The sequence below is a fragment of the Alloalcanivorax xenomutans genome (assembly GCF_900217905.1).
Taxonomy (GTDB): domain Bacteria; phylum Pseudomonadota; class Gammaproteobacteria; order Pseudomonadales; family Alcanivoracaceae; genus Alloalcanivorax; species Alloalcanivorax xenomutans.
Map to the genome: position 1 here is coordinate 78,862 of NZ_OBMO01000010.1, position 14,825 is coordinate 93,686.

Sequence of the window (14,825 nt, forward strand, 5' to 3'; positions counted from 1 at the left end):
CGCTACGGGATGCTTTTCTCAAGTCCCACAGGGTCTTATAGATTGATTGTAGAAACTGTGTTAAAACCTCGGCGTGGGCTGAAAGACCCCGAAGCCCTGCCTATCGCGACACTATAAAAAGATTCCTCATTACAAGGTGTCGCGGCCTGTATTTGAATCACGGTGAAAGGCAGTTCTCAATGACTGACAATTTTCAAGACCTCAAGGTCATGGTGATCGACGATTCGAAAACCATTCGTCGTACCGCCGAGACCTTGTTGAAGAAAGCGGGTTGTGAGGTGATTACCGCCACCGACGGGTTCGATGCGCTTGCCAAGATTGCCGACAGCAAGCCGCGAATCATTTTCGTGGACATCATGATGCCCCGGCTGGATGGCTATCAGACGTGCGCCTTGATCAAGAACAACAGCGCGTTCAAGCAGACACCGGTGATCATGCTCTCTTCGAAGGACGGCTTGTTCGATAAGGCCAAGGGCCGCATCGTGGGATCCGATGAATACCTGACCAAGCCTTTTTCCAAGGACGAGCTACTGGGCGCCATCCGTCAGCATATCAGCGCCTGAAACGAGCGCCTGACCGGAGCCACCCAGCTCAACCATAGAGGAAAAGATGGCACGGATTCTTATTGTCGATGACTCTCCCACGGAGACGTACAAGCTGCGGGAGATTCTGGAGAAACACGGCCACCAGGTGCTGGAAGCCAGCAACGGGGCCGACGGTGTGGCGACTACCCGTTCCGAACAGCCGGACCTGGTATTGATGGACGTGGTGATGCCCGGCCTCAATGGTTTTCAAGCCACCCGGCAGTTAACCAAGGGCGCGGACACCCGACACATCCCGATTGTTATCGTCACCACCAAGGATCAGGAAACCGACCGGGTTTGGGGCAAACGCCAGGGCGCCCGGGATTATCTGACCAAGCCGGTGGATGAAGCGGTTTTATTGAAAACGGTCGAGCGTCAACTCACCGGAGCGTGACGAGGGGGTCGCCGATGAGCGCCGCGTCCACAGCCTATTTGAAACTGGCGGATTACTTCATCCGTTGCCGCGACAATGCCGCCAACCTGCCGGAGGAGCAGGAGGTCACGCCTTATTGGAGCGGCGTGGGGTTTTCCCTGAACGGCCACCGTCTGGTGGCGCCGTTGACGGAAGTGGCCGAGATTCTATCACCGCCGGCCTGTGCCCGGGTGCCCGGTGCTCAGGATTGGGTTCGCGGGGTGGCCAACGTTCGTGGGCGTTTGATGACCGTGACCGATTTGAACCGGTTCCTCGAACGCGCCTCGGAAGTGGCCGAAGGCCGGCGCCGGCTGCTGGTGCTGGACCGGGACGAACTCTACACCGGAGTGATGGTTGATGATGTTTTGGGGATGCAACATTTTCCGGTGGAAAACCGGGTGACGGCACCGCCGCGCCCGGAGGAAAGCCCAATGGCCGCTTATCTGGATGGGGGCTACCGTCGGGACGGGGAATACTGGTCCGTGTTCAGTCTTGCCCGGCTGGCACGGGATCCGCGCTTTATGCGCGCTGCCAGCGGGGAATGAGCAACCGAACGTAGCAGTGCAAAGCAGGCGGCGGGGGATGAACAACGGGGAATGAGCAATGGAGAGTGACCGCGGGGGGAGGGCGCCGTGCCGGGGGGAATATCGACACACGTCCATGGCAGCCATTGCGGTTCCAGAATCGCCGGGAACGGTTTTCGACGTCGAGCCAATGACTGCCCGGGGAGGGAACCGCCATGGACGGCGGTCACACAATAAGAGCAGAGTCAGGCCAGGAGCCAAGCTATGAAGTTCAAACCGGGGCTTGTGTTAAGCAAGATGCGGGGGGGAGCGGGTAACAATCCGCTGGGCGTTGCTCTGTATATCGGGTTGCTCGCCTGTATTGTTCTCGCCTTGATGAATTTCGTTATGTCCGCCATCGGCGCCAATCACGCCCGGGACAATATTACCCAGGCGTCGGACATGCGTGTGTATTCCCAGCAGCTGCCGAAAAACGCACTGGAGGCGGTGTCCGGTAATGCCGAGGCCTTCGCGCTGCTTGAGCAGGGCCGCCAGGGTTTTCTGCGCGCCTGGAATCAGGTCAAGGACGAACGGGTATCGGACCCGCGAGTGATGCAACGCCTGCAGAATTTGTGGGACGAGGCGCTACGACAGGTGAACACGGTCCTTCAGGGGCGCGCCACGGTGCTGGATCTGCACCAGGTGTCCGCCACCCTGGCACAGACTATTCCGGAACTTCAGAGCAAGTATGACGAGGTGGTGCGCATCCTGATCGCCAATGGCGCCTCCGCGGATCAGGTGGCACTGGCGCAACGCCAGTCATTGCTCACCGAACGTTTAATGCGATCCTTGTCGAAGATTCTGGAAGGCCGGGACAGCGCCGTGGCCGCCGCGGAAACGTTCGGCACCGACGCGGTACGATTCGGCAATGTCGTCAACGGCATGCTGCGCGGCAACAGCCGCCTCGGCATTCAGAGAGTCAGCGACCGCGATGCCCGTGCGCGGTTGACGGATATCGCCGATGTCTTTAATCAGTTCATCAACCCTTCCGTGGACAAGGTGCTGGAAACCGCGCCGGATCTGATACAGATCCGCGCCGCCGCCGACAGCCTGTTCCTGCGCTCCCAGGACCTGCTGCAGGAAGCCTCCAATCTGGACAGCCAGTTCGAGAACGCCAGCAGCGGTCTGTTCCCCTCCATATGGCTGGGCATCCTGTGCGCGGCGGCCTCGGTGTTACTGTTTTTCCTGATCATGCTGCAGGGCAATCGCAGCGCCAGCAAACAGCGTGGCGAGCTGGAAAGCGAGAATCAGCGTAACCAGGCGGCGATTCTGCGCCTGCTCGATGAACTGGGGGATCTGGCCGACGGCGACCTGACCGTGGAAGCAACGGTGACCGAGGATTTCACCGGCGCCATCGCCGATTCCATCAACTATTCCATCGACCAGTTGCGCAGCCTGGTACAAACCATCAACCAATCCGCCGTGCAGGTGGCCAGTGCCGCCCAGGAAACCCAGTCCACCGCCATGCATCTGGCGGAGGCTTCCGAACACCAGGCGCAGGAAATTGCCGGCGCCTCGGCGGCGGTGAACGAGATGGCGGTATCCATTGATCAGGTGTCCGCCAACGCCGCCGAGTCCGCGGCGGTGGCGGAACGGGCGGTGGCCATCGCCAACAAGGGCGCCGAGGTGGTACAGGCTACTATTCATGGCATGGACACCATCCGCGAGCAGATTCAGGAAACCTCCAAACGAATCAAGCGTCTGGGTGAGTCCTCCCAGGAAATTGGTGACATCGTTTCGCTGATCAACGACATCGCCGACCAGACCAACATTCTGGCCTTGAACGCCGCCATCCAGGCCTCCATGGCCGGGGAGGCCGGTCGCGGCTTCGCCGTGGTCGCCGACGAGGTGCAGCGCCTGGCGGAACGCTCCGCCGCCGCCACCAAGCAAATCGAAACCCTGGTGAAGACGATTCAGACCGACACCAACGAAGCGGTGATTTCCATGGAAGCCACCACCGCCGAAGTGGTGAAGGGCGCCCGTCTCGCCCAGGACGCCGGGGTGGCGCTGGAAGAGATCGAAACGGTATCCAAGAATCTGGCGGACCTGATCCAGAATATTTCCAACGCCGCCCGCCAGCAGGCCGCGTCCGCGGGGCATATTTCCAACACCATGAACGTGATCCAGGAAATCACCTCGCAGACCTCCGCCGGGACCACCGCCACCGCCCGTTCCATTGGCGATCTGGCGGAAATGGCGCAGGACATGCGTAACTCGGTGGCCGGCTTCAGATTGCCGGGCTGATGGACATTGCCGTGACGCCGCCCTGGGCTCTTCGCAACGCGCCAGCCATGGACGCGGAGCAATTCCAGCTCTGGCAGACCCTGCTGGAAGAGCGCACCGGCATGACCCTGCCGGCGGAGCGGAAATCCTTCCTGGAAACCAGCTTGAGCACACGCATGCGTGAACTGGGCCTGGAGGACTATCAAACCTATTACGCTCAGCTGGTCACCGGCGCCAGCGAATCCCGTGCCATGGAATGGTCGATTCTGGTGGATCGGCTCACGGTGCAGGAAACCGGTTTTTTTCGTCATCCGGGGTCCTTCGCGCTGATCAAAGCGTTCAGCCGTGACTTCGCCCGTCGGCATGCCGGCGGCGGCACCTTGAATGCCTGGAGCGTGGGGTGCTCCACCGGCGAGGAAGCCTATTCGCTGGCCATGGTCATCAATGAGTGTTTCGCCGGCGCCCGGGACAAATTGTTCTACGGCATTACTGGCACGGATATCAGCCTGCCCACTCTGGCCAGGGCGCGCCGTGGTGTGTTCCCCCTGCGCCGGGTGAACCGCGTGGCGCCGGCATTGCGCGAGCGATATTTTCAGCACTACGACGCTCAGCACCTTCAGGTCATCGCCACCTTGCGCGAGCGGGTGTGCTTCGCCCACCTGAACGTACTGGATCTGGATCAGGCACCGATGGAAAACCTGGATCTGATCTTCTGTCAGAACATGCTGATTTACTTTCGCCGTTGGCGAAAACGCCAGATCGTCAATCGCCTGGCCGCCCGCCTGGCGCCGGGGGGCGTCCTGGTCCTCGGGCCCGGCGAAATCACCGACTGGCAAAACGATAATCTGGAGCGGGAAGTCTATCCCGACACGTTGGCGTTCCGGCGCCGCGTTTGACGGCCAGGGGCTGGGGGCAGCCCCGGGGGGATCATCAAATGAGCGATCATCACGATTATCTGGCTCTCGACTGGGTACGCGGAGAAATCCAGGAAACACTGGATCAGGCCCGCGAAGCACTCGAAGCCTATGTGGAGAACCCGGGCGACTCGACACGCATGCGGTTCTGCCAGACCCACCTGCATCAGGTCCATGGCACCCTGCAAATGGTGGAGTTCTACGGCGCCGCGTTACTTGCCGAGGAAATGGAAAAACTGGCCCGGGCTCTGCTCGATCAGCGTATCGACCGGGAAGCGGAAGCCCAGGAATTGTTGATGCGGGCGATCCTGCAGCTGCCCCCTTATCTGGATCGCGTGGCCAGTAACCGTCGGGACTTGCCGGTGGTGCTGCTGCCATTGTTGAACGACTTGCGCGCCGCGCGCGGTGAACCGCTGCTGTCCGAAACCGCGTTGTTCAAACCCGATCTGCAGCATGCCCAGGGCGACGGCCGCATTGATGAGAGCATCCGCAATGACGCCCGCTTTCCGCAATTGATCCGCAAAATGCGGCAAACATTCCAGGTAGCGCTGTTGGGCATCATGCGCGGCGACCAGGTGAAACGTAATCTCGGATATCTGCGCCGGGTGCTGGAAAAGCTCCGGCAAATCAGCGGTGATGCCGCCCGGGCACCGTTGTGGCGGATCGCCGATGCCATGGTGGAAGGGCTGGAGGAAGAGGTTATTCCGCTGGGCTCCTCGGCCAAGCAGATGCTGGGCCAGCTGGATCGCACCTTGCGTGAACTGGCCGCCGACGGCGCCGACAGCCTGGAACGCCCGGCCCCCACGGAGTTGATCAAGAACCTGCTTTATTACGTGGCCCGGGCGGAGCGCGCGACACCGGCCATCGAGGCCATCCGGCGGCGCTTTCGTCTGCAGGACGCGCTACCTCCGGAGGCGCTGGTGAACGAGGAGCGGGCCCGGCTCAACGGCCCGGATGCCATGGCCATGCATTCGGTGGTGACCGCCTTGTCCGAGGAGATCACCAAGGTCAAGGATCGCCTGGAGCGGTTCGTTCACGACTCCCGGGCGGACCCCGCCGATCTGTCGCCGTTGGTCAGCACGCTGAAGCAGGTGTCCGACACCATCGCCATGCTCGGCCTGGGCCAGCCCCGGGTGCTGGTGGATGAACAACGGCAGGCCCTGGAGGACATCGCCGAACGCCGTCAGCCCCCACAACGGGAACGGCTGATGGATGTGGCCGGAGCCCTACTGTATGTGGAAGCGACGCTCGCCGGCTTTGGCGGCAACAACCAGCGCCGCTCCACCGGGAATACCATTGGCAATACTATTGAAGGCACCGGCACTTCGCCGCTGCCCAATCATCTCGGCCAGGCCATGGACGCGGCGCTGCGCGAATGCCGGGCGGGACTGGAGGAAGCCAAGGACGGGGTAGTGGAATTCATCGCCTCGCATTGGGATCGCGCCCATTTGCAATCGGTGCCGGACCGCCTGCGGACCGTCCGTGGCGGCCTGGAAATGGTGCAACTGCAACGCCCGGCTCTGGTACTGCGGCAGTGCGCCCGTTTTATTCAGGAACGGCTGCTGGACGACGAACAGGCACCGGACTGGCAGAGCATGGATACCCTCGCCGATGCCATGAGTTCGGTGGAGTACTACCTGGAACGTCTCAGCGACGACCCGCATACCAGTGACGATGTTCTCGAAGTGGCGCATCGCAGCATCGCCGCCCTGGGGTATCCGCTTCAGCCCCAGGAGAGCGATGCGGAGCCGCCATCAACGGGAGCACCGGCCGAGCAGGAACCGCGCAACGCGGACGACGATGATGATCTGGTGGATGATGAAATCATCGAGATTTTCGTCGAGGAGGCGGACGAGGTCATCGAGGCGCTGGACCAGTACTTTCCCCGCTGGGCCGCCGATACTGGCGATGAAACCGCGCTGGTGGAGTTTCGCCGCGCCTTCCACACCCTCAAGGGCTCCGGTCGCATGGTCGGCGCCACCACCGTGGGAGAACTGGCCTGGGCCATCGAGAACATGATGAACCGGGTCATCGACCACAGCATCGGCGCCGACGCCACGCTGATCGACCTGGTGCGCGAGGTCCACGGCCTGATTCCCGATCTGGTCAGCGCTTTCGCCCGCCGCCAACCGGACCCGGTGGACGTGACCCCGCTGATCGAAGCCGCTGGTATCCTTGCCGATGGAGGCAGCCTGGAGCGAATCCCCACACTGGGTAGCGAAGACAAAAACAAAGCGGAAGGCGACCAGGAAAGCACGGCGGCTCAAACGCCCGTCCAGGAAAAAACAGGCACCGGGCCCTCCGTCACACTCAGTGACGAGGACTACCAGGCCCTAACCGGCAAGGCACAAGCGGAACCGGCGACACCGGGCGACACTCTGGATAATCTGGACGCTCTGACGTTACCCGAAACATCCGCGGATCAGCCCGATCCGGTGCTGCTGGATATTTTCCGCCGTGAGGCCGACCGCAATCTCGCACTGCTGGCGCAGTGGCTGGATGGACTGGACCCGGAACTTGGCGAGCAGGATCTGGATGATCGCGTCCATCGCGCCTTGCACACACTGAAAGGCAGCGCGCGCATGGCCGAATTGAATGCCATGGCGGAAATGGCGGAGGCAGGCGAAAAGCTGGTGAAGGAACTGATCGCCGCCGGCCTGCGCGCCAGCCGTGATCAGGTGGCACTGATTCGCGACAGCCACCAGCAACTGAGCGAGGGCTTGCGGCGATTGGCCTCCCAGGGCGATGCCGCTTTACCCGATGCCGGCCCTCTGCTGAGTGCCCTGGACGACGCCCGCCATCAGGTACGCGGTGATCATCAAAACAATAACGCCCAGGTTCTGGCCATGCTGCTGTCCGACAGCATGGACCTGGTGATGGACGCCGACACCCTGTTACAGGCCTGGTCCACCGACCCCGAGCAGATCCGGCCGTTGGCCCGGCTACGCGATGAACTGCAGAACCTGGCGCAAGGTGCCCGCAAGGCGGGTCTGGAGGAAATCGAAGGCCTTGCCCTGGCGCTGGCCACCGCCTACGCCACCATCACTCAGGGGCGCCTGACCTTCGACCCGGGGCTGTTGGCACAGCTCAATGAAGGTCATGACGCGCTGATTAACATGCTCGATTGCCTGGCCGCCGGCCAGACCGTGCGCGCCGAATTGGGGCTGGTGGACGGCCTGCGAGACCTGACCGAAACCCGGCAGCCACTAACGCCTGATACGCAGGCGCCGTCCGCGCCCGCTTCGGAGCATAGCAGCGGGCTTTTGCAGCAGGCCGAGGAGGCCTTGCTGCGCGCCAACGAACATCTGGCCACCTGGCAATTGGGACAGCCGGCCAGCCTCGACCAGCTGGACCAGGAACTCACCGATCTGGCCGGCAGCGCCGGCGATGCGGAAGTACCCGCCCTGGCGGACCTGGCCCGGTCTCTGGCCGGCCTGTACCGCCGTCTGGCCTTACCGGAGACCACCGCGCCGACGCCTTCGGTATTCGATATTCTGCAGCGGGCCCATCATCGCCTGGCCGATATGATCGATCAGTTGCGCTCCGGCTCGCTGCCGGCCACGGACACGGTCCTCGAAGACGTGCTGGCACTGGCCGACACGCCCTGGACACCGAAGGGGAAGGGGGAGGCGAAGGCCGCGCCCCCGGAGCCGGCCGCTCAACCCGCCACGGAGGAGCGGGACCCGGAATTGGTTGGTATCTTTCTGGAAGAGGCGGAGGACATTCTCCACAGCTGCACCGAAAGTCTGGAACGGTGGATCGGGGAGCCGGAGAACCTTCTGCTGGTGCAGGCCCTGCAGCGAGATCTGCACACCCTCAAAGGCGGGGCGCGCATGGCCGAACTCCGCGAGCTGGCTGATCTGGGCCATGAGATGGAAACGCTCTACGAGCGCCTCGCTCTTGGCCGCGTGGAGCGACAGCCGGCGGTTTTCGATCTGCTGCACCGCTGCCACGACCGCGTGGCGGAAATGATCGACCAGGTCACCGCCCGGCAAGCCCTTGCCCCTGCCCGGGATTTAATTCAGGCCATCCATGACTATCTCAATGATCCGTCCGCTTTCAGACTCGCGGCTCCCGTCTCCGACGTCACCCCCGAAGCCGCCCCGGCCAAGCCTGTCGCGCTCGCGCCATCGTCCGGCGGAGGGGATAGCGGCGGCATTGATCCCGACATTCTCGATATTTTTCTGGAGGAATCGGAGGAACTGGGCGAGACCATTGAAGCGACCCTGACCGCCTGGCGGGATCAGCCGGAAGACCGCCAGCTCAATGACCAGCTCAAGCGGGCTCTGCACACTCTCAAGGGCGGCGCGCGGCTGGCCGGGGTGGCGCCTCTCGGGGACCTGAGCCACGACTTCGAGCAGTTTCTGGAGCGGCTGGACAATCAACGCCGGGCACCGGAAGAAGACGACTTCCTCACCATGCTCGGTTGGCTGGACGCGATTAACCAGCAACGCGGCCAACTGCGCGGGCAACCGGCGGATACCCGGGCACCGGACACCCTCCCGGCGCCCAGCGCGCCTACCGAGCCTGCCGCCGCCACGCCGGCGGCGCCGCAGGAAATGGTACGGGTAAGCGCGGAGGTGCTGGAGGCGCTGGTCAACCTGGCCGGGGAAACCTCCATCAACCGGGGCCGGGTGGAGCAGAGCATCAACGACTTTGTCGCTCACGTGTCGGAGATCGGTGCCACCGTTACCCGTCTGTACGAACAGCTGCGCCGACTGGACGCGGAAACCGAAGCCCAGATTCTCTCCAACTATCAGCAGGGGGTGGACCGGGGCGAATTCGACGCCCGCTTCGACCCCCTGGAGATGGACCAGTATTCCGAGCTGCACCAGATTACCAAGCAGCTCTCCGAATCCGCCTCGGACTTGCTGGATCTGAAAAACACCTTGCTGGAACGGACCCGCGACAGCGAAACGCTGTTGCTGCAGCAGCAGCGCATCAATACCGAGCTACAGGAGAAGTTGATGCGCACACGCATGGTGCCGTTCTCCCGGCTGGTGCCACGCCTGCGCCGCATCATCCGCCAGGTTTCCGGCGAGGTCGGCAAGAAGGTCGAGTTCGAGGTGATCAACCCGGAAGGGGAGTTGGATCGCACCTTGATGGAACGCATGGTGGCGCCTCTGGAACACATGCTGCGCAACGCCATCGACCACGGCATCGAGTCCCCCCGGGAGCGGCGCGAAGCCGGCAAGAACGAGACCGGTCAGGTGCGCCTGGAACTGACCCGCGAGGGCGGCGAGGTGGTGCTGACGCTGGCCGATGACGGCGGCGGTATCAATACCGAGGCGGTGCGCGCCAAAGCGGTGGAGCGAGGGTTGATCGATGCCGACGCCAATCCCAGCGACCAGGACGTGCATCAGTTCATTTTCCACGCCGGTTTCTCCACCGCCAGCCAGGTCACCCAGCTCTCGGGCCGGGGCGTCGGCATGGATGTGGTGGCCAGCGAAATCAAACAACTCGGCGGCACCGTGCGCATCGAATCGCACCGAGGGCAGGGCACCCGCTTCGTGGTGCGCCTGCCTTTCACCCTGGCGGTGAACCGGGCCTTGATGGTGCGCGCCAACGAGGACACCTACGCCATTCCGCTCAATCAGATCGAAGGCATCGTGCGGGTCAGTCCGTTCGAACTGCTCGATTATGTGGAGAATCAGAACCTGGTGTATCGCTACGCCGGTCAGGACTACGACCTGCATTACCTGGGCCGTTTCGTCCATGACATGCCGATGCCGCATCCGGATGTGCAGAGCCAGCCGCTGCCGTTGCTGTTGATCCGCAGTTCCGACCACGCCGTGGCCCTGGTGGTGGATAGCCTGGTGGGTTCCCGCGAAGTGGTGGTGAAATCCCTCGGGCCGCAGCTCACCAGCGTGGCCGGCATCAGCGGCGCCACCATCCTCGGCGACGGCTCGGTGGTGGTTATTCTCGACATCCACTCCCTGATCCGCGCCGCCCAGTTGCGCCAGCCAGCACCGTTGACCGCCCCGGCGGACCAGCGCGACGCTGCTCGCGAGCAGGCGCCGCTGGTGATGGTGGTGGACGATTCGGTGACGGTGCGAAAAGTCACCGGACGCCTGCTGGAGCGTCAGGGCTACCGCGTGGTTACCGCCAAGGACGGTCTGGACGCCATCGCCAAGCTGGAGGATCACACGCCGGACGCCATGCTGCTGGACATTGAAATGCCACGCATGGATGGCTTCGAGGTGGCGTCCCATGTCCGTCATGATGCGCGGCTGGCGCGGGTGCCCATCATCATGATCACTTCCAGAACCGGCGAGAAACACCGTGACCGGGCTTTCGATATCGGCGTCAACGGCTATATGGGGAAACCCTTCCAGGAAGGTGAGCTGCTCACCACCCTCGGCGAATTGCTGGAGGAAAGCCGGGAGAGCGTGGGATGACGCCACCGGCGGCCCGCATCGGCGTGATCGCCGATGACACCCTGCAAGGCCATTTGCTGTCCACGGCGATTCGCGGTCAGGGCTATCAGGTGGTGATCAGCACCGATCCGGAGAACCTGGCGGCACACTGGCTTGATGACAGCGATCTGGATCTGTGGGTGGTGGACCTGTCCCGGGAAGATCGCTGGCAGCACTTCCTTGATCGCCTGCTGGAAGGTGCTCGTGCGCCGTTGCTGTTCTGCGATGGTCAGGCCCCGCCGCGCAATGCCGCCCACTATCCCCGTTGGGAGCGTCGCCTGCTGAGCAAATTGCTGGACTATGTCGGCCCGCCGGCATTGCAGGAGCGCCTGCAAAGTCTGCCCCCGGACACCAGAGCACCGATCCCGGAGCCCCGGGAATTCCGCGATCTGCCGCGGCAAGACCAGGGCCACCCACGGAGAGTCTGGGTACTGGGCGCCAGCCTGGGAGGGCCGGCGGCGGTGAAACGTTTTCTCGACTCGTTACCGGAACATCTGCCGGTGGCCTTCGTGCTGGCTCAGCACATTGATCCCGGATTCATGGGCACTCTCCGCCAGGTACTGGACCGCAACCCTTCGATCCGCTGCCGGATCGGTGACGACGGCAGCCGGTTGTGCCACGGCGAGGTGCTGCTGGCGCCAGTGGACCAGGCAATCCGTTTTCATTCCGACGGCCGCGTCGTCGCCACTGGTAACCGCTGGGAGGGCCCCTATGCACCCAGCATCGACCAACTGATGACCCATGTCCTGGAGGGCATCGGCCACTGTGCCGGCGCCATCCTGTTTTCCGGCATGGGCAATGACGGCGCCATCGCCGCGCCGCGTCTTGCGGCTTCCGGCACCATGGTCTGGGCGCAGTCGACGGACACCTGTGCCGCCAGCAGCCAGCCGGACTCGGTGCGGGAAACCGGCTGTGTCAGCTACAGCGGCAGCCCGGAACAACTGGCGGGCCAATTGGTGGAACAGGTACGCCGGGAACTATCGGCACCGGGCAGGTGAACCAATCCCATGCAAGGAGAAGATTATGTTCGACAAGACCCTGTCCGATGACCGTAATCCCGACACGCTGCCCGACGACATCGCCAGTCTGCTGATTCCCATGGCGGAACGCCCCTGGCTGATTCCCAACCTGGTAGTGGCGGAGGTGATTCCTCTGCGCCACCCGGACCGGCCCGGCCACGGCCCGGAATGGCTGCTTGGCTGGATGCACTGGCGTGAGCAGGAACTGCCGCTGCTGTCCTTCGAAAAGCTGAATGAGTCCGGTCCCGTTCATATCGGGCCACAAGCACGCATCGCCATCCTTCATTCGGTGTCCGGGGCGTGCCGTTTCTACGCCATGGTGGTACAAGGGATACCAAGATTGCTGCGGGTGACGCCCGGCGCCCCCCGGGAGGAACCGGGAGACATCGGTCCGGCAGCGGCGATGAATGTGCAAATGGGAGGCGATCTGGCGGTGATTCCTGATCTCGACGCGGTGGAAAAGGCGGTGGCGGGCCTGCAAGCCGGGCAACGCCGATAATGATTGACTGGTCTCTGCTGGAACAATGGGCACGGCGCGATGCCCGGCCCCGCGGACGTTTCCGCAATCTTTACCCCACACCCGATCACGGACTGGCGGAGTTGCTGCGCTGGCAAAGGGAAACCCGTGGCCGTTTCCCGCCCCATTTGCCATTCCCATTACAGCAACCGGACCCGGCCCTGCTGGCCCGGCCGGCACCGCAACCGCGTTTCACCTGGATCGGCCACAGCACCTATCTGATCCAATACCGGAACTGGAATCTGCTGACCGACCCGGTGTTCTCCGAACGTTGCTCACCGGTTTCCTTCGCCGGCCCCAAGCGCGCCGTTCCGCCGGCGCTGACCATCGACGCGCTGCCGCCCATCCACGCGGTGCTGGTTTCCCACAATCACTATGATCATCTGGACCGGGCTGCGGTGGACGCGCTGCAACGGCGCTTCGGCGATCAGATCACCTGGTTCGCCCCCACCGGGGTCGGCGCCTGGCTGCGCCGCCGAGGCATCACCGAAGTGATCGAGCGGGGCTGGTGGCAGCACGCGGACTGGCACGAGGCTCAGGCATTCTGCCTGCCGACCCAGCATTTCAGCGGCCGTGGCCCCCGTGATCGCAACACCACGCTGTGGTGCGGCTGGCGCCTGCAGTGGCCGGATTTCAGTCTGTTTTTCGCCGGCGATACCGGCTACGCCCCGGTGTTCCAGGATATCCACAAGGCGGTGGGGCCGGTGGACACGGCGCTGTTGCCGATCGGCGCCTATCTGCCCCGCTGGTTCATGGCGCCGGTGCACATCAATCCGGAAGAAGCCGTGCGCATTCATCAGGATCTGCAGGCACGCCATTCCCTGGCCATGCATTGGGGAACCTTCGTTCTCACCGACGAACCAATGGACGAGCCGCCACAACTGCTCGCCCGGGCCCTTGCAACCCAGGGTATTCCCGCCGGACAATTCCGCGTTCCGGCCCATGGCGAAACCGTGACTCTGCCCTTGCACGACACCGTTGCCGCCGTTGACCCTGTTTTGCAGAGCTAAGCGCGGGCCGACCATGGGTCTGCTTAGCGACTCATGTAGAATGCGCTCATGGAAGGCCCCCGCCGGCACACCTTGACTCCGGATCCGGGACCACAAGAATTCAGCCTTCGCAGGCGGAGGCAGCGAGACCCAAGGAGAAAGCGGAACATGACACCACGGCAACGGGGACGGCGTCTCTGGTGGCTGATGCGTCTGTTTGCGTGGCTGCCATTACCCGTGGCTACCGGCTTGGGGGCGTTTCTGGCGGGACTGATGACCCGGGTGCCATTACGCTATGCCAGTGCTTACCGGGTTGCCCTGATCAACGTGCTGGCGGCTTATCCGGACATGCCCCTGGCCGAAGCACGCCGGATTGCCCGGCAAAGCGTGTGCGAGCTGGGCCGCACTCTCACTGAGTTCGCCCATGTCTGGAGCCGGCCGGTGGAGGAGACCCTGGCGCGATTCTCCCATATCCACGGCGAAGCCGCCTTTCTCGAGGCCTCCGCCAGCGAGCGGCCGGTGTTGCTGTTGTCGTTGCACCAGGGCAGCTGGGAAAACATCAATCTGTATTTGGGACAGAAAGGCAACACCACCGTGATGTACCAGCCGCACCCAGCCACGCTGCTGGACGAGGTGGTGAAGCTGGCGCGCGAACGCACCGGCTGCCGGCTGGTGCCCACCAACAGCCAGGGGGTCAAGGAGGGGCTGGCCACCATGCGCGCCGGCGGCACCCTGGCGCTGCTGGCCGACCATAACCCCGGCAGCCGCGCCAACCCCTATGTGCCGTTCTTCGGCCATGCGGTACCCACTCCGGCGCTGGTGGGGAAACTGGTGCGCCGCTTCCGACCCCATATTTTCGTGGTGTCCTGCTATCGCGGTGAAGGCGGCGTGCGTGACATCCAGGTGCATTTCGAACCGGCGCCCGACATTGAAAATGCCGAGGACGACAGCGCCATTCTGTCCGCGCTGAATCACCACCTGGCCCGCTGCATCAGCCGCAAGCCAACCCAGTACCAGTGGACTTACAAACGCTTCAAGTGGCGCCCCGGCGGGCGCCGGCTGTGGTACCGGCAATCCCTGGTTCTGTTGCGCCGCGCCGCTCACGGGGAGGATCGCTCCGCGCTGGGTCTGGCGCCGGACACCACGACGGCGCGGAACGCTTCCGTCCCTTCGGAAGGAAAAGCATAA

At 63.4% G+C, this 14,825-nt stretch carries 10 protein-coding genes; all 10 read left to right on the forward strand.

Translation table 11 applies throughout. The annotated features are described in order from the left end of the window. The first annotated feature begins 179 nt into the window (after window positions 1–179). The 10 genes from pilG (at window position 180) to CRO06_RS09650 (ending at window position 14,825) form a co-directional block, all read left to right on the forward strand. Window positions 180–563 carry a twitching motility response regulator PilG gene (gene pilG, locus CRO06_RS09605; RefSeq protein WP_014992438.1) on the forward strand — a complete coding sequence of 128 codons (384 nt, stop codon included), beginning with the start codon at window positions 180–182 and terminating at the stop codon, window positions 561–563. Between the two features lie 46 nt (window positions 564–609). Further along, window positions 610–978 (forward strand): twitching motility response regulator PilH, encoded by a 369-nt coding sequence (pilH, locus tag CRO06_RS09610; RefSeq protein ID WP_022997461.1) that lies wholly within the window; start codon window positions 610–612, stop codon window positions 976–978. Window positions 979–992: 14 nt separating this feature from the next. Then, the gene (locus CRO06_RS09615) at window positions 993–1,541 is read left to right on the forward strand and encodes a chemotaxis protein CheW (RefSeq protein ID WP_022997460.1); all 549 of its coding nucleotides are present in this window, start codon (window positions 993–995) and stop codon (window positions 1,539–1,541) included. A gap of 243 nt (window positions 1,542–1,784) precedes the next feature. After that, complete coding sequence (locus CRO06_RS09620) at window positions 1,785–3,803, forward strand: methyl-accepting chemotaxis protein (RefSeq protein ID WP_026948830.1); 2,019 nt, start codon at window positions 1,785–1,787, stop codon at window positions 3,801–3,803. An 11-nt stretch (window positions 3,804–3,814) separates the two neighbouring features. Continuing rightward, the gene (locus CRO06_RS09625; protein WP_425319672.1) at window positions 3,815–4,678 is read left to right on the forward strand and encodes a CheR family methyltransferase; all 864 of its coding nucleotides are present in this window, start codon (window positions 3,815–3,817) and stop codon (window positions 4,676–4,678) included. Between the two features lie 38 nt (window positions 4,679–4,716). Further along, entirely contained in the window at window positions 4,717–11,094 is a 6,378-nt protein-coding gene (locus CRO06_RS09630) for an Hpt domain-containing protein (protein WP_097058331.1), read from the forward strand. Next, window positions 11,091–12,110 carry a chemotaxis protein CheB gene (locus CRO06_RS09635; protein WP_055100252.1) on the forward strand — a complete coding sequence of 340 codons (1,020 nt, stop codon included), beginning with the start codon at window positions 11,091–11,093 and terminating at the stop codon, window positions 12,108–12,110. Before CRO06_RS09630 ends, CRO06_RS09635 begins: the two co-directional genes overlap by 4 nt. 25 nt (window positions 12,111–12,135) lie before the next feature. Continuing rightward, on the forward strand, window positions 12,136–12,630 hold the full coding sequence (locus CRO06_RS09640) for a chemotaxis protein CheW (protein WP_022997455.1): 495 nt from the start codon (window positions 12,136–12,138) through the stop codon (window positions 12,628–12,630). Then, the gene (locus tag CRO06_RS09645) at window positions 12,630–13,658 is read left to right on the forward strand and encodes an MBL fold metallo-hydrolase (protein ID WP_055100253.1); all 1,029 of its coding nucleotides are present in this window, start codon (window positions 12,630–12,632) and stop codon (window positions 13,656–13,658) included. Before CRO06_RS09640 ends, CRO06_RS09645 begins: the two co-directional genes overlap by 1 nt. Before the next feature lie 147 nt (window positions 13,659–13,805). Next, a complete protein-coding gene (locus tag CRO06_RS09650) occupies window positions 13,806–14,825 on the forward strand; it encodes a lysophospholipid acyltransferase family protein (protein ID WP_026948825.1) in 1,020 nt (339 codons plus the stop codon).

What these genes read in the sequence shown, in the direction of transcription:
- CRO06_RS09615 (WP_022997460.1), top strand. Translation starts at nt 993, where the DNA reads ATGAGCGCCGCGTCCACAGCCTATTTGAAACTGGCGGATTACTTCATC.
- CRO06_RS09645 (WP_055100253.1), top strand. Translation starts at nt 12,630, where the DNA reads ATGATTGACTGGTCTCTGCTGGAACAATGGGCACGGCGCGATGCCCGG.
- CRO06_RS09630 (WP_097058331.1), top strand. Translation starts at nt 4,717, where the DNA reads ATGAGCGATCATCACGATTATCTGGCTCTCGACTGGGTACGCGGAGAA.
- CRO06_RS09620 (WP_026948830.1), top strand. Translation starts at nt 1,785, where the DNA reads ATGAAGTTCAAACCGGGGCTTGTGTTAAGCAAGATGCGGGGGGGAGCG.
- CRO06_RS09650 (WP_026948825.1), top strand. Translation starts at nt 13,806, where the DNA reads ATGACACCACGGCAACGGGGACGGCGTCTCTGGTGGCTGATGCGTCTG.
- pilG (WP_014992438.1), top strand. Translation starts at nt 180, where the DNA reads ATGACTGACAATTTTCAAGACCTCAAGGTCATGGTGATCGACGATTCG.
- pilH (WP_022997461.1), top strand. Translation starts at nt 610, where the DNA reads ATGGCACGGATTCTTATTGTCGATGACTCTCCCACGGAGACGTACAAG.
- CRO06_RS09635 (WP_055100252.1), top strand. Translation starts at nt 11,091, where the DNA reads ATGACGCCACCGGCGGCCCGCATCGGCGTGATCGCCGATGACACCCTG.
- CRO06_RS09640 (WP_022997455.1), top strand. Translation starts at nt 12,136, where the DNA reads ATGTTCGACAAGACCCTGTCCGATGACCGTAATCCCGACACGCTGCCC.